The organism is Pontiella desulfatans (assembly GCF_900890425.1).
Lineage (GTDB): Bacteria > Verrucomicrobiota > Kiritimatiellia > Kiritimatiellales > Pontiellaceae > Pontiella > Pontiella desulfatans.
This window is the reverse complement of record NZ_CAAHFG010000004.1, coordinates 852,351-866,509: the sequence shown is the minus strand read 5'-3', so window position 1 is coordinate 866,509 and position 14,159 is coordinate 852,351. Positions and strand designations below refer to the sequence as shown.

The 14,159-nt window shown below is 58.5% G+C and carries 18 protein-coding genes; 6 read left to right on the top strand and 12 right to left on the bottom strand.

Features of this window, described 5'->3' with window-relative positions; translation table 11 throughout:
- Positions 1-78: 78 nt before the first annotated feature.
- Both E9954_RS29195 and E9954_RS29190 read right to left on the bottom strand, forming a co-directional pair.
- Positions 79-732 carry a hypothetical protein gene (locus E9954_RS29195; RefSeq protein ID WP_136082826.1) on the bottom strand — a complete coding sequence of 218 codons (654 nt, stop codon included), beginning with the start codon at positions 730-732 and terminating at the stop codon, positions 79-81.
- Between the two features lie 5 nt (positions 733-737).
- The gene (locus tag E9954_RS29190) at positions 738-1,655 is read right to left on the bottom strand and encodes a LysR family transcriptional regulator (RefSeq protein ID WP_136082825.1); all 918 of its coding nucleotides are present in this window, start codon (positions 1,653-1,655) and stop codon (positions 738-740) included.
- A 163-nt stretch (positions 1,656-1,818) separates the two neighbouring features.
- Between E9954_RS29190 and E9954_RS29185 the strand changes: the two genes are divergently transcribed.
- Genes E9954_RS29185 through E9954_RS29175 form a run of 3 tightly spaced genes read left to right on the top strand, consistent with a single transcriptional unit; the run spans position 1,819 to position 3,522 of the window.
- Entirely contained in the window at positions 1,819-2,529 is a 711-nt protein-coding gene (locus tag E9954_RS29185; protein ID WP_136083059.1) for a pirin family protein, read from the top strand.
- Positions 2,530-2,550: 21 nt separating this feature from the next.
- Positions 2,551-3,099, top strand: coding sequence for an NADPH-dependent FMN reductase (locus E9954_RS29180; RefSeq protein WP_136082824.1), 549 nt, complete (start codon positions 2,551-2,553; stop codon positions 3,097-3,099).
- A 12-nt stretch (positions 3,100-3,111) separates the two neighbouring features.
- Positions 3,112-3,522, top strand: coding sequence for a DoxX family protein (locus E9954_RS29175; protein ID WP_136082823.1), 411 nt, complete (start codon positions 3,112-3,114; stop codon positions 3,520-3,522).
- Positions 3,523-3,604: 82 nt separating this feature from the next.
- On the opposite strand, the gene ppnP is transcribed toward E9954_RS29175, so the two are convergent.
- Positions 3,605-3,922 (bottom strand): pyrimidine/purine nucleoside phosphorylase, encoded by a 318-nt coding sequence (gene ppnP, locus E9954_RS29170; protein ID WP_136082822.1) that lies wholly within the window; start codon positions 3,920-3,922, stop codon positions 3,605-3,607.
- Between the two features lie 96 nt (positions 3,923-4,018).
- Here ppnP and E9954_RS29165 point away from each other — a divergent pair, with 96 nt between their 5' ends.
- Positions 4,019-4,768: an AAA family ATPase gene (locus E9954_RS29165; protein WP_136082821.1), complete on the top strand. Its 750-nt coding sequence runs from the start codon at positions 4,019-4,021 to the stop codon at positions 4,766-4,768.
- Between the two features lie 6 nt (positions 4,769-4,774).
- Here E9954_RS29165 and E9954_RS29160 read toward each other — a convergent pair whose 3' ends face one another.
- From E9954_RS29160 to E9954_RS29120, 9 genes are all read right to left on the bottom strand, one after another.
- On the bottom strand, positions 4,775-6,574 hold the full coding sequence (locus E9954_RS29160) for a cation:proton antiporter (protein WP_136082820.1): 1,800 nt from the start codon (positions 6,572-6,574) through the stop codon (positions 4,775-4,777).
- A 5-nt stretch (positions 6,575-6,579) separates the two neighbouring features.
- Positions 6,580-7,029 carry a PTS sugar transporter subunit IIA gene (locus E9954_RS29155; protein ID WP_136082819.1) on the bottom strand — a complete coding sequence of 150 codons (450 nt, stop codon included), beginning with the start codon at positions 7,027-7,029 and terminating at the stop codon, positions 6,580-6,582.
- 129 nt (positions 7,030-7,158) lie between these two features.
- On the bottom strand, positions 7,159-7,503 hold the full coding sequence (mnhG, locus tag E9954_RS29150) for a monovalent cation/H(+) antiporter subunit G (protein ID WP_136082818.1): 345 nt from the start codon (positions 7,501-7,503) through the stop codon (positions 7,159-7,161).
- Positions 7,500-7,766 carry a monovalent cation/H+ antiporter complex subunit F gene (locus tag E9954_RS29145; protein ID WP_168442678.1) on the bottom strand — a complete coding sequence of 89 codons (267 nt, stop codon included), beginning with the start codon at positions 7,764-7,766 and terminating at the stop codon, positions 7,500-7,502. Before E9954_RS29145 ends, mnhG begins: the two co-directional genes overlap by 4 nt.
- A gap of 123 nt (positions 7,767-7,889) precedes the next feature.
- Positions 7,890-8,369 (bottom strand): Na+/H+ antiporter subunit E, encoded by a 480-nt coding sequence (locus tag E9954_RS29140; protein WP_136082816.1) that lies wholly within the window; start codon positions 8,367-8,369, stop codon positions 7,890-7,892.
- A gap of 373 nt (positions 8,370-8,742) precedes the next feature.
- Positions 8,743-10,242, bottom strand: a complete 1,500-nt coding sequence (locus tag E9954_RS29135; protein WP_136082815.1) for a proton-conducting transporter transmembrane domain-containing protein — start codon at positions 10,240-10,242, stop codon at positions 8,743-8,745.
- Positions 10,239-10,586 (bottom strand): Na+/H+ antiporter subunit C, encoded by a 348-nt coding sequence (locus E9954_RS29130; RefSeq protein ID WP_136082814.1) that lies wholly within the window; start codon positions 10,584-10,586, stop codon positions 10,239-10,241. Before E9954_RS29130 ends, E9954_RS29135 begins: the two co-directional genes overlap by 4 nt.
- A gap of 1 nt (position 10,587) precedes the next feature.
- The gene (locus E9954_RS29125) at positions 10,588-10,989 is read right to left on the bottom strand and encodes a Na+/H+ antiporter subunit B (RefSeq protein WP_136082813.1); all 402 of its coding nucleotides are present in this window, start codon (positions 10,987-10,989) and stop codon (positions 10,588-10,590) included.
- Positions 10,986-13,337: a putative monovalent cation/H+ antiporter subunit A gene (locus tag E9954_RS29120; RefSeq protein WP_136082812.1), complete on the bottom strand. Its 2,352-nt coding sequence runs from the start codon at positions 13,335-13,337 to the stop codon at positions 10,986-10,988. Before E9954_RS29120 ends, E9954_RS29125 begins: the two co-directional genes overlap by 4 nt.
- Before the next feature lie 309 nt (positions 13,338-13,646).
- On the opposite strand from E9954_RS29120, the gene E9954_RS29115 reads away from it, so the two are divergent.
- Together E9954_RS29115 and E9954_RS32815 are read left to right on the top strand one after the other, a co-directional pair.
- Positions 13,647-13,925: an HU family DNA-binding protein gene (locus tag E9954_RS29115; RefSeq protein ID WP_136082811.1), complete on the top strand. Its 279-nt coding sequence runs from the start codon at positions 13,647-13,649 to the stop codon at positions 13,923-13,925.
- A 57-nt stretch (positions 13,926-13,982) separates the two neighbouring features.
- A complete protein-coding gene (locus E9954_RS32815) occupies positions 13,983-14,159 on the top strand; it encodes a hypothetical protein (RefSeq protein ID WP_168442677.1) in 177 nt (58 codons plus the stop codon).

Sequence of the window (14,159 nt, the reverse complement as noted above, 5' to 3'; positions counted from 1 at the left end):
GCAGCGCCCCCTGCCGCAACAAGGCGCCTCTTCGCATCCCTGGGGTGACATCCAAATGCACGATCGCGCATTTGGATGTCACCCCAGGGATGGCCAATGGAGGACGTTGGGGATCGGCTTCTTGAGTTTCCGGGGCAGGATGATGGTTCCGAGACCATCGCCACCCCCGACCTCCATGCCGCGGCCTTCGACGTATTCGCGGACGGTGGCGGCGGCCATCCAGGCATCGAGCATGTCGGTCTTGCCGAGACGCATGTTGGAAAAGTTGATGGTTAGCTGGAGCGATGGGTCGCTTTCTAGCATCTTGTAGGAGGCCGAGGGGAAGGCTTCGTAGGTTGTTCCGAGCGGATCGAGTTCCTTGAACAAACCGAAGCCCAGTTGCATCCATCCGGGCGCATCCTTCTTCATCGGAGTCCATTGCGGATTGGCGAGATTGTGCGCCTTGATGGCCACCTCGCAGTGGCGCCCCAATCCTTTTTCGGAGGCCTTGCGCGTGCGCCACTCCTGCTTCGATCCGTTCCAATACCATTCCCGAGGCTTGGCGAGCGGAACGCGCGATTCATCGATGCCGATGTGCAAGCGATGCCCCTTTGCCAGCGGCTCCAGGCTCCGCCGCCCTTCCCGGGCCGTCGGAAACCATCCGGACTGCATCAGCGTGCCCGATTCATCCAAGGCCGCAAACGCGCATGGGCGCCGCACCTGGACATCGATGCCTATGTATAGTTTGTTCATCGTTGTTACTGGGTTAACGTTTTCTGGAACTGGCTGGCATATTCCATACCCACCTCGGAACCCAGTGCACTGAAAAGATCAAGAATCGGATTCTCTTCGCTCCGTCGGCTAATCAATGCCAACTCGACCCGCACACGGCTACCACGAAGCGACTGGTACACGATGGAGTGTTGGTGAAAACCGGACAGGGACTGCGGAACCAGCGACACTCCCATTCCGGCGGCGACATAGGCTAGAATGGTCTGCATCTCGTTGGGCGAATAGGATACGCTCGGTGTGAAACCGGCTTCATGGCAGGCTTTCATGACGACGTCGAAAATGCCGGGGCCGTGGTGGCGGGGAAAAAGGATGAAGGCGTCGCCGGCCAAGGTCTTCAGGTTGATGGATTTTTGGTCGGCTTTTCGGTGATCGACCGGCAGTGCGGCAACCATCGGTTCCTCCAACATCGTTTTTACCCTGAGGCAGCTAGGCCCTACAGGCGGGCGGAGGATCCCGGCATCAATGCTCCCCTCCTCCATGGCCGCAATCTGCCTGGAAGGAGTCATTTCCATCAACTCCAGATCAATCAGCGGGTTTTCCTTTCGGAAGCGGCGGATGAGTCCCGGAAGAATGCTGTAGCAGGCGGAGGTAACAAATCCGATACGCAAATGGCCGCGCACGCCGTGGTCGGCCTCGACCGCAATCCGTTGTGCCCGCTCTGCCTGAATCAATGTCAGGCGGGCCTCATCCAGAAAAAGCCGGCCCGCCGGAGTGAGTTCAACCTTGCGCTTGGTGCGCGCAAGGAGCAACACGCCAAGTTCGTCTTCCAGGTTTTTAATCTGCTGGCTCAACGGGGGCTGCGCCATGTGCAGACGCTCGGCGGCCCGACCGAAATGCAACTCCTCGGCCACCGCAATGAAATATTTCAGATGCCTCAGCTCCATGCGTCGATTAATATTTTTTTAATATTAGTTGTCAACGTTTCTTATATTTTACATATCGATAATCTGTCCTAGGATTCTTTACATGAAAACGAATGAAACCCGAAGGGCCTTCCTACCAGCGACCGTGGCGACCGCCGTCGGCGTTGCGGCCAAGGAGCATGACATGAAGACGAATCAAATCGTAATCCGGAAAGCAGATGAGCGTGGCGTGGCGGAACATGGCTGGCTGCATAGCCGTTTTTCGTTCTCGTTCGCTGAATACTACGATCCACGCCACATGGGATTCCAATCCCTACGCGTCATCAACGACGACATCATCGAACCCGGCGAAGGATTCGGTACGCATCCGCACGAAAACATGGAAATCATTTCCTACGTGGTCGAAGGCGCGCTCGAACACCGCGACAGCATGGGCAACGGGTCGGTCGTCCGACCGAACGATGTGCAGCGAATGAGCGCCGGTTCAGGCATTACGCACAGCGAATTCAACCCGCTGGACGACCAACCGATGCGCTTGCTGCAAATCTGGATCAAACCCAATGAGCTCAATGTGGAACCGAGCTATGAGCAGAAACACTATCCGCCAGAAGAAAAGACCAATACGCTCAAGCTGGTCGCCTCGCCGGACGGAGCGGAAGGGTCCGTATCCATGCATCAGGACGCCCGGTTGTATGCATCGATAATCGAACCAGGCGCAACGGTCGTAAAACAAACCGAATCAAGCCGAAACGTTTGGGTCCAGGTGGTGAGCGGCAAGCTGACCCTTAATGGTGAGTTGCTCGTGGCCGGGGATGGAGCCGCCATCGAAAAAGCAGGCCCGTTGGCCTTCACGGGGGTCGAGCCCTCCGAAATACTCGTGTTCGACCTCGCTTAGGAAAAGATAAAGGACAATTCCATGAAAAACATATTGGCTTTCGCCGGCAGTAATTCCAGCCGTTCGGTTAACAAACAACTATTGGAGCATGCGGAACAGCGATTCAAGGATCAAAAGATAACCCTGATCAACCTGCCGGACTTCGATGCCCCGATCTTTTCGGAGGATCTTGAGAAGGAATTCGGAATCCCGGAGAGCATCCAAAAGCTGCGCGAACAGTTCGATTCACACGATGCCTACCTGATTGCCTCGCCGGAACACAACGGCATGATGCCCGCTTTTTTCAAGAACGTCATGGATTGGCTATCAAGGATGGACGGCTCGGTCTTCCAGAAAAAGCCCGTCATGCTTATGAGCGCATCCCCCGGGCCGCGAGGCGGACAAACCAACCTGGCCAACATGAAAGCCGTATTCCCCCATTGGGGAGCCTCCGCAGTGTTTGCCGACTTCTTTGTGGGTAGTTTCCACCAAACCTACGATGCTGGCGAAAAGGCCTTCACCAATCCGGACGACGAGCAACGACTGCTATCCGCCATTCTAGACTACGAAGCACATCTTGCAAACGAGTAAGGAGCATAGCAAATGAACGCATTGATCAGCACCCTGCTAAACATCGTTGGCCGGCTACTGTTCATCGGCATCTTCCTGATGAGCGCACTCGGGAACAAGATTCCCAAGTTCAACGATGTTTCGGCCTATATGGCATCGGAAGGCGTCCCTGCGCTGAAACTGCTCTTGGCCGGAGCCATTGTCTTCCTCGTTGCGGGGAGCCTTTCGGTTCTGATGGGCTACAAGGCAAGAATCGGAGCGGCATTGCTCATGGTATTCCTGCTGCTGGCGACCTATTGGTTCCACGACTTCTGGACATTCGACGATCCTGCACAGGTGCAACAGCAGACCATCTCATTCATGAAAAACTTGGCCCTCATCGGCGCGACGCTCATGATCATTGCACACGGAGCCGGAACGCCGGTCCTTGATTCCCGCAAATAGATGACAACTACTTTGCAGGAGGGTCGACGACCCCGGCGACCAGGTAGCGAGGCCGCTCCTCTCGGCAAAGCTCCGGCTGACTTTATGCCTCAATATAGCTACAGCAATAGTCGGCGTATTCCTTGACCACCAGATCAAACTTGGAGTTGGCGGGAACATCGAACGACTCGCCGGCCTTGACGGTCTTCCAATGCGTGGACCCCGGCAGCAACACATCCATTTCGCCCCCGATGATTTCCATGATCTCCGCGACACCGGTATCGAACGAATAATCGCCGGCCAGCATGAAGCCCAGCGTCTTCTTCGTTCCATCCCCGAACACCACCGTCCGGCTCGTCACCTTGCCGTCGAAATAGACATTCGCCTCGCGAACCACCGTTACATCGTTGAATTCTGACATTCCAATCTCCTTGTTTAAAAAGAACAAGCTAGCAAAAGGAATCCGCATCCTCCAGCATCGTTTGACGCCCGGTACGATTCTGCATAGTCTACGTCCATGTTTTCATCCCAATTCATTCGTGAAGTCCTCTTGCGCAGGGAATTGGTCGAGTCGTTCGACCGCTATCCCTTCAGCCTGCCGGCGGTGCGCTCGTTGAAGAGCATCGAGCTGCATCCGCAGGTCACGTTCATCATCGGGGAAAACGGAACGGGTAAATCCACCCTGCTGGAGGCCATCGCCGTGGCCATGGGGTTCAATCCGGAAGGGGGTACCGCCAACTTTTCGTTCAGCACCCGCGCCTCCCATTCGGAGCTGCACGACCATCTGCGCATCAGCCGGGGCATCGAAAAACCGAGCGATGGGTTTTTCCTGCGCGCCGAAAGCTTCTTCAACGTCGCCACCGAAATCGAACGCATGGATGCGGAGCCGGCCTTCGGGCCGCCGGTCATCGATTCCTATGGCGGGGTATCGCTTCATGAGCAATCGCACGGCGAATCGTTTCTTGCGTTGGTGATGAATCGCTTTGGCGGAAACGGGATCTATATTCTCGACGAACCCGAGGCCGCCCTTTCCCCCCAGCGGCAGCTCACCGTGCTCGCACGCATGCACGACCTGGTTGCCGAGCGCTCGCAGTTCCTTATTGCAACGCACTCGCCGATCATGATGGCCTATCCGGGTGCCTGGATCTACCAGTGCACCCCCAACGGCCTGGAGCGGATCGAATACCGGGAAACCGAACACTACCAGGTCACCCACGATTTCCTCGCGAATCCCGAGCGGGTGTTCCGCCAGCTGTTTGGGGAGTAGCCGAACCTAGGCGAACATGCCGCCCATAAGGTCGGCGCCCATTTCATCGACCGACTTCATCTGCTTGGTGGACTCGAGCAGGTCGGTGAGCGAGAGCAGCTCTTCGAGCAGGATCATGCGGGCGACATGCTGGTTGGCATGCGGCACATTGATGACCAGCTTGTTGTCTTCCTCGATCAGCGTGAAGGCGATGTCGTCCTTGAGTACGCGATAGGTCGGTTGGTCGGTGTGCAGGTGGTGCACGAAGAATTCCTCGGCCTGCAACGCCCGCACGAAACGATTGAGCAGGAACTCGGTGATATCGCTCGAAGGAAACTCGATTTCGATGGTCTCGATGTCCTCTTCGCCGCCTTCCATCTCCTTGCGCAGGCCGCTTCCGCCCTCGAACGATTTAACCAGCAATGGCGGCGCAAGCATGGTGGTGACCACGGTCATCATGATGGCGACGCCGAAGATGCCCTGGTCGATGATGCCGCCGGCGAGGCCGATGCCGGCCACGATCAGCGCCACTTCGCCGCGCGGTAGCATGCCCAGGCCGATACGCAGCGAACCGCGCATGTTGAACTTCATCAGGAAAGCCGGGACTCCACAGCCGATCACCTTGGAGAAAACGGCCAAAACGGAATAAACCGAGCCAAAGATGAGAACGGGTTTCATGGCGGTAAAGTCGACCATCATGCCCATCACGCAGAAAAAGATGGGAACGAGGATGTTGTAGACGCCTTCGAGATGGTGCTCGATCTCGTGGGCTAGGTCGGTGCGGGAAAGCGCCAGGCCCATGATGTAGGCGCCGATGATCATTGCCAGGCCGGCCATCTCCGCCAGGCTGGCCAGCAGGAGGGCGAGGCCGAAGCAGATGGCCACAATGATCTCCTTCGACTTGAAGCGCTTGATCATCGCCGTGATCTTGCGGGAGAAGATCAGCCCCAGCGCCGTAACAATCACGAAAAAGCCGATGGCTTTCAGGGCGATCATGCAGATCGGCCCCCAGGCGACGCCTTCGCCCATGCTGACCTTGGCCATGCCCATGACGATGGCGAGGGTAATGATGCCGAACACGTCGTCGAAGACCGCGCCGGCCAGGATGGTTACGCCCTCGGGCGAGGCCATCTTTTTCTTTTCCGCCAGGATTCGGGCGGTAATCCCCACCGAAGTAGCCACCGAGATCACCCCGAGGAACAGCGCCGCCGGCTCCATGAAGCTGTCGATGCCATTGCCCGGCCACATAACGGCACAGAGGTCGCCAATCACGAATGCGGCCACCAGTCCGCCTAGTCCGACGAACGAACCCACTACGGAATAGCGGATGAACGCGGCGAGGTCGGTTTCGAGCCCCGCCAGGAACAGCAGGATGATGGAGGCCAGCGTGGCGATGCCGTACAGCTCGGCCGAGGTGGCGAAGCCGTGGTTTTCCGCAAACAGGATACCGAGATTGGGCACGGTGATCATGCCGCCAAGGGCGTAAGGGCCAATCACCATGCCCGAAGCGAGCTCGCCGAGCACGGAAGGCATCTTGAGGAAGCGGTGGAACAGGTAGCCGCCGACCTTGGCGCAAACAATGATGATGGCCAGCTGCAGGATCAGGTGCATCATCATGTGGGTGATGCTGTGCCCCTCCTCGGCTATGGCATGTTCATCGTGTGCGGCCCCGGCGGCATGCGCCTCCATGGCCGGAGCGTGTTCGGCATGGGCGCCGGAAACATGCTCGATGGCATGATCCGCGGATTCGGCATGGGAGGGTTCTGCGAGAGCCGCCCCCAAGGGCGCGACCATTAGGAGGATTGCTGCGAGAGCGGTTCGGAACATGGGATCTATTTTCCTGTCAAGATTTCGTAGATATCGCCGTGGGTCTTGGCGGCCAGCAACTTTTCGCGCTCGGCGGGTTGGCTGATCAGGCGGCTGACTTCGGCCAGAAACTGAATGTGTGGCCCGGTGCGCTTGGTGGGGGAAACCGTCATGATGAAGATCGTGCAAGGCGCCCCATCCATTGAATCAAAATCGACGCCATCCTTATTAAGCCCAACGGCGGCCACCAGCGATTTTACCGCATCGGTCTTGCCGTGCGGAATCGCCACCCCGTTCTGCATGCCGGTCGACATTTTGGACTCGCGCTCCTTAACCGCTTCCAGTGCGGCATCGCGATCCTTGATTTTTCCCGCCGCAACAAGGCGATCGATCATCTCTTCGATGATTCCATCCTTGGTGTCGGCCTTGAGATCGACCCAAACCGTTTCTGGTGATAGCACTTTTTTCAGATTCATTTTCGCCTGCCCCTAAATGGCAAATTAAGCGGGGCATTGTGGGAACTTTCGTCGCAACGTCAACAGTTTTCTGCAATTAGAAAAACCGGAGTGAAACACCCCGGTTTTCCGCAGTTCACGAAATGGGGATCAATCGTCTTGTTCCATTTCGCCATGGGTTTTCCACTCGTCGATGCGGGTGAGGATCCAGAGGGCGACGCCGGAGCGGTAGGCGGCACGGCCGATCATGTGCGCGGCGACGGGGGCGGTGAGCAGGAAAAATGCGATCACGAGCACGCCGCGCGAGGTGACGGTGATGTTGCCGAAATGGATCATCATGCCGATGACGATGGCGCTGACGCCGACCGTCCCGGTCTTGGTGGCGGCGTGCATGCGGCAGAAGAGGTCGGGCAGGCGGATCACGCCGACGGCGGCGACGATGGAGAGGACGCCGCCGGCGAGCAGGAAGATGGAGACGAGGATTTCGCGGATCATTCGGCACCTCCCCGGCTGATGTAGATGGCCAGCACGACGGTGCCGATGAAGGAGAGCAGCGCAATACTGATGGCGGCGGGGATGTAGTAGAACGAGCCCGACTGTACGCAGTGCGTGAGAATCAGGGCCACCACGATGGTGGCGGCCATGTCGAGCGCGATGACGCGGTCGGACAGCGTGGGGCCAATGACCACGCGGACAAACGCCGCCGCAAAAGCAACGGTGAGCATCAGCATCACAAGCGGGCAAACAAGCTCAACCATTGAACCACTCCAAATAGGGATAAGCCTTGGCCACAAAAGAGCGCAGAGAACACAAAGGAAAAACCGAGCCATGGCTTTGCTTTCCTTGCGTTCTTTCGTGGCTAATCATTTTTCCAGTTTTGCTCATCGCAGCAGCTCCAGCAGGCGGCGCTCGAGGCCTTCCTTGATTTCCTTGCGCAGGTCGTCGGGATTGATCACGTACATCGCATGGATGTAGAGCGTCTTCCGATCCGGCGAAACATCGAGACTCAACGTCCCGGGGGTCAGCGAGATCACGTTGGCCAGCAAGGTAATCTCCAAGTCGGTCTCGGCATCGATTGGAATACCGACCACGCCGGGGCGCATTTCGGGCAGCGGCTTGATGACATCCCGGGCAACGCGCCAAGACGAGACAACCAGCTCCTTGGTAAAGAAGAGCGCGAAGCGGACAATCTGCAGCGATTTCCGGAAATAGGAATTCTTCCGTTCCTCCTTCTCCGAATGGAGCAGCGTCAGCGCAACATAGCCCAGCACAAAGCCGACCGCCAGGTTGCCGACCGACACCTTCCCGGTGAGCAGCGCCCAGAGCAGCGATATCAGGACGTTGGTGACGAAGAGTTGCATTACCCGGCCCTCGCAAATGATCTGACCGCAAAGACGCGAAGGCGCACAACGCCGGAACCGGGTTTTATCTGATGTGCCGAAGGCACTACACAATTTAGCCTTGGGCGCAGCCCAAGGTTTGATGCCGCGATGGAAATTTTGTCCTGAATGGACAACACAAAGGCTGCCGGAAAGTGTGTTGCCCCTACAGGGCAAATCCGATTATGGATGCATCTGAACATGGGGCGTTGCCCCATGCTAAATTGTGTTGTGCCCTTGGCACATTGCTTGACCGCAAAGACGAGAAGGCGCAAAGCGACGGGAATATTATTCACCAAGGAAAACCATCGCGTCTTCGCGTCTTTGCGGTCATTCAACCTATTGCAAAGCGGCATCATTTCGCACCTCCGAGGACGGCGTCGATATAGCCCTGTGGATTCATGAGCTGCCCGGCGGCGGCATCGGCATAGTCGAAGATCGGGCCGGCGAAAACGCCGATGGCGATGGTGAGGATGGTGTAGCCGATCATCGGAAGCAGGAAGACGAACCACTTGCCCTTGGACATGGGATCGAGGTCGGGCAGCGGTTCGGGCGCGGGTTTCCAGAAGACATACGTCCAGATCTTGGTCATGGAATAGAGCGTGAGCAGGCTGACGCCGAGCGCAACCACAACAATCAACCACGATTCCGCCCGCAACCCCGCGATGATGAGCGTGAGCTTGGCAAAGAAACCGGAAAGCGGCGGCACGCCGGCCAGCGACATGGCGGAAATGATGAAGAGGATCGAGAGGCCGGGCTTCTCCTTATAGAGTCCGCCGAGTTTGTGCAGGTCGTAGGTTCCCTTGATGCGGTTGATGGCACCGGCGACGAGGAAAAGGTTGGTTTTCACGATGATGACGTGGATGAGATAGACGATGGTGCCCGTGAGCGCCAGTTTAGTGAAGAGGCCCAGGCCCATCACGATGTAGCCGATCTGGCTGACGATGTGCACGGCGAGAATCTTGCGCATCTCGTATTGCGCGGCGGCGGCCAAAACGCCGGAGAGCATCGTCAGCCCGGCCCCGGCGAGAATCATGCCGTGCAGGAAATCGGGGTCGGTGTCGAAGATCAGCGTGAAGACGCGGATGAGCGAGTAGACGCCGACCTTGGTGAGCAGGCCGGAAAAGAGCGCGGTGACGGCGGCGGGCGGGGTTGGGTAGGATGCCGGCAACCAGAAATAAAGCGGGAACATGCCGCACTTGATGCCGAAGGCCATCATGAACATCACCGCCACCATCGTGACGAGCCCGCCGCGCCCGCCCTCCTGGACCAGGTGCGCGAGCTCGGCCATGTTGAGCGTGCCGGCCATGCCGTAGAGAATACCGATGCCCGCCAAGAACAGCGCCGACGAGAGCAGGTTGAGCGCAACATACTTGATCGACCCCTCCAGCTGCTGCCGCTCGCCGCCGAGCGCCAAAAGAATGAAGGAGGCGGTCAGCAGCACCTCGAACCAGACGTAGAGGTTGAACAGGTCGCCGGTCACGAACGCACCGTTGACGCCCATCAGCAAAATGAGCATGAGCGGGAAGAAACCGAGCTGCATGCGCGGCCGGTCGAGATCGAAGCAGGCATAGGCCGAAACCCCGACCGCCAGCAGGCCAACCAGCACCAGCATGACGCTCGAAAGCATGTCGATCGCCAACGTGATGCCGAACGGGGCCTGCCAACTGCCGACATTCATTACGGCAATGGTGCCATTTTTGGTGTGGGCCATGATGCAGAGGGACGTCAGCAAAATGATGGCCGAGGTGCAGAAGGCGATCGCCTTCTGCACGGCAATGCTCCTGCGGAAGAGCATGCAAAGCACCGCGCCGGCGAGCGGAATCGTGATGGGGAGCGATGGTAGAAGGGTCATGTGTCGGTCTCCTTCATCCGGTCCACATCGTCGGTGCCGACGGTCTGGTAGGTGCGCAGGAACAGCACCAGCGCAAAGGCGGTAACGGCGAAGCTGATCACGATGGCCGTTAGGATCAGCGCCTGCGGCAGCGGGTCGGCGGGCATGGCGGCGAAATGCTTTTCGCCCTCGGCCAAGATCGGCGCACCGGTTTCGCGCAGGCCGCCGGCCGTGAAGATCAGCAGGTTGGCGCCGTGGCTGAGCAGGCCCAGGCCGATGATCAGCTGCACCAGGTTGCGGCGCATCATGAGGTAGAGCCCGGCTCCGTAGAGCACGCCAATCACAAGGGCGAGGACGACTTCCATGCTATTCCTCCTCCCCTAGCGCAAAGACGAGCGTCAGCAAAACGCCAAGCACCACCAAATAGACGCCGACGTCGAAAACGAGCGGCGTGCCCAGATCCATGAAAGGCAGCTCCCACCACGTCCCCGTCAGGAACGCGTTGCCGGAAAAGAGCGGCGGGATGCCGCTGAGCAGCGCGACGGCAAGGCCGGCCGCGGTGATGTCGCGCGGATCGAACCGCAGGATGGAACGGGCTTCGGCCACGGTGAACGCCAGCGCATACAGCGAAAAGGCCGATCCCGCGAAGAGCCCGCCAACAAAGCCGCCGCCCGGATAATGGTGGCCGCGCAGCAGCACGTAGACCGAGAAAACCAGCAGTGGCGGAAACATATAGCGCGTGGCGGTGCGGAAGATGATGGAGGTCATGGCTGCCCCTCCTTCGTAGAAGCGGTGCCCTCACCGCTGTCGCGCGGCAACGCGACGAGGGCGTCGCGTCTACGACCCGGGCGCAGCTTCAGCAGGGCATAGGCCCCGAGCGCGGCGATGGTGAGCACGGTGATTTCGCCCAGGGTGTCGAGCGCGCGGAAGTCGACGAGGATGACGTTGACGACGTTGCGGCCGTGCGCGTCTTTGTAGCTATGGTCGAGGTAGTAGTCCGAAACGGGCGTGGGCGTCTGCACATGCAACGCCGCGAGCACCAGCAGCGTGACCATGACCCCGGCGCCGGAGGCGATGGCGACATCGATCGCGCGCGTCCGTTTGGTCGAGCCATGACTGAAGGGCGGCAGGTGGTAGAACGCGAGCGCGAGCAGGATGACGGTCAACGTTTCGATCACCAGCTGCGTCATGGCCAGGTCGGGCGCGCCGAAAAAGGTGAAGAGCATCGCCATGCTGTAGCCGACGACGCCCATCGACAGGATCGACCGCAGGCGCGATTTGGAATAGGTGGTGGCAAATGCGGCCGCGATCATCAGCATGGCAACCAGCGCAATGCGTGGTGAAATGGGCGACAGGTTTTCCCACCGCTGGAAGCCGCCGGCGCGGTAGAAGGCCGCCCCCACCAGGGCGACCACCGAAAGGACGGTCACGCGGATATAGTCGCGCAAGATGCCGGTCTGCATAACGCGCGTCTGCCACGCGGCAAACCTGAGGACGGAATTAAGCTTCAGTTGATAGACCGCATCCGGCCCGAAGCGGGTGATGGGGCGGAGCCGCTCGGCAACCTTCACGAAGAACGGGCGGGCGAGATAGCAGCCGGTTCCGATGGCGAGGGTAACGAGGCTGATCACAAGATATTTATTGAAGCCGGCCCACAGGTGCAGATGCACTTCGAGGGGTTTGGCATAGATCGCGGTGGCGGCCGGTTCGACCAGCGCATGGCCGATGGTTCCGCAGAAGAAGGCCAGCACGAGACCGCCGAGTCCGAGCACCATGGGCCCGATGCGCATGGATAGCGGCACCTCGTGGGCATGCAATCCTTCGGGCATTTTTCCAATGAACGGTTTTAGACCGGTTGATAAACCAACCAGCACATAGGCCGCGCCGCCAACCACGGTGGCGGCAATCAGCAAGGGATGGTCGCCGAGCGCATGCAGCCAGGTTTCCTTGGCCACGAATCCGAAGAAGGGAGGGAAGCCGCCCATGGAGAGGCCGGCCAACAGGGCGCAGGCGAACGAGAACGGCATGGCCTTGCGCAGGCCGCCGAGCTTGTCGATGGAGGTTTCGCCGCCGGTTTCGTGGGTGATGCCGCCGGCGACCATGAAGAGCGTTGCTTTATAGAAGGCATGGGCGAGCACGAAGGCGGCCATGGCCTTGATGGTGTATTTGGTTCCAACGCCGAGCAACATGACCATGGCGCCCAGGGCGGAGACGGTGGTGTAGGCGAGCAGGCGCTTGAGCACGTGCTGCCCCAGCGCCATGATGGCCCCGAGCAGGAAGGTCGTGGTGCCGATGGTCGTGAGGATCAGCATCCACTCGTCCGTATGCCCCAGGGCCGGATGCAGGCGGGCAAGCAGGTAGACCCCCGCCTTGACCATGGTGGAGGAGTGCAGGTAGGCACTGGCGGGCGTCGGCGCCTGCATGGCGTTGGGCAGCCAGAAATGGAACGGGAACTGGGCCGACTTGGTGAAGGCGCCGATGCAAACCAGGATCAGGATCGGCAAATAATGTTGATGCTCAACAATTGCATGGCCCCGTTGGATGATTTCGGAAAGGCGCCACGTGCCGGCGGCATCGGCCAGCAGAATCATGCCGGCCAGCAGGAAGAGGCCTCCCAGCACGGTCACCAGCATGGCCTGCAGCGCGGCGTTGCGGGCATCGGCGCTCTCGTGGTTGAAGCCGATCAGCAGGTAGGAGGTGAAACTGGTCAATTCCCAGAAGATAAAAACGAGCAAAAGGTGGTCGGCCAGCACAACGCCGAGCATGGAAGCCATGAAAGCGATGATATACATCAGGAAGCGGCCCTGTTGCGGATGCCCCTTGAAATAGCCCTGCGCATAGAGAATAACCAGCGTTCCGATGCCGCTGATGATCAGCGCAAACAGCATGGAGAGCCCATCCAGGCGGAAGGCCAGCTCCAAACCCAGCTTTTCAATCCAAACCAAGCCTTGCTCGACCGGATGCCCGTGCATTACACCCGCCAACTGCGTCAAAAGCCAAACAAACATGGCCAACGGCGCAACGGAAAGCACTGCCCCCGTGTGCCTTGGAAAATACCGATGCACTATCGGAGCAACCAGCGCCGCAACAAAACAAATGGTCAAAAATGCAAACATTCCCTGAGGAGATCCCTTGATTTTAGAATAGGCCAAGCCTATATCCGCCCTTCGGTTGAAATAGAACCAGAATGGTTTGCTTTGGGCAAGCCACAAGGTGACTCATTTGCACGTAATATGATCGTATTTATCAATGTCTCGTCATGAAAACACAAAACATCGATTCCACCCCCGTAAATATTGGTTTTTATACATTTTCCTATTGCTAAGGAATGCGTAATAGCCTAGAAACTTTCTATCGCTGAGCCGATATGGAGTCGGACAGTTTGTTGTTGGAATTAACCAGGAAAGTATCGAGGAGATCATATTATGGGAAAACCTATGACCAAATCGCAGATCATCGCAGCAGTAGCTGAAAAAGCAGACATTTCTAAAGTTCAGGCCAAGGACGCCCTCGACGGCCTCGCTGAGCTCGCATATGAAGGCGCAGCAGACGGATTCACCATTCCTGGTATCGGTAAGCTCGTTAAGGTTGACCGCGCAGCCCGTTCCGGCCGCAACCCAGCCACCGGCGAAACCATTCAGATTCCGGCCAAGACCGTTCTGAAGTTCCGCATCGCGAAAGCAGCCAAGGACGCTGTACTCTAATCTGGATTTGGATTGGAAAAGCCGTCCCGTACTGCGGGGCGGTTCTTTTTTTGACCTATGAAACAAACAGCATTCATTCTTTTGGCCGCAACCGTCTCGATTCTGATTGCGGGATGCGCCACGACGGACGACGGATACGTGGACGACCAGGAATATTCCAACATGCCCTGGAACACGCCCCAGCAATGGGAAGGCTCGCGCAGCGTGCCCGGCCTCTCTGGCCAGAACTACTAG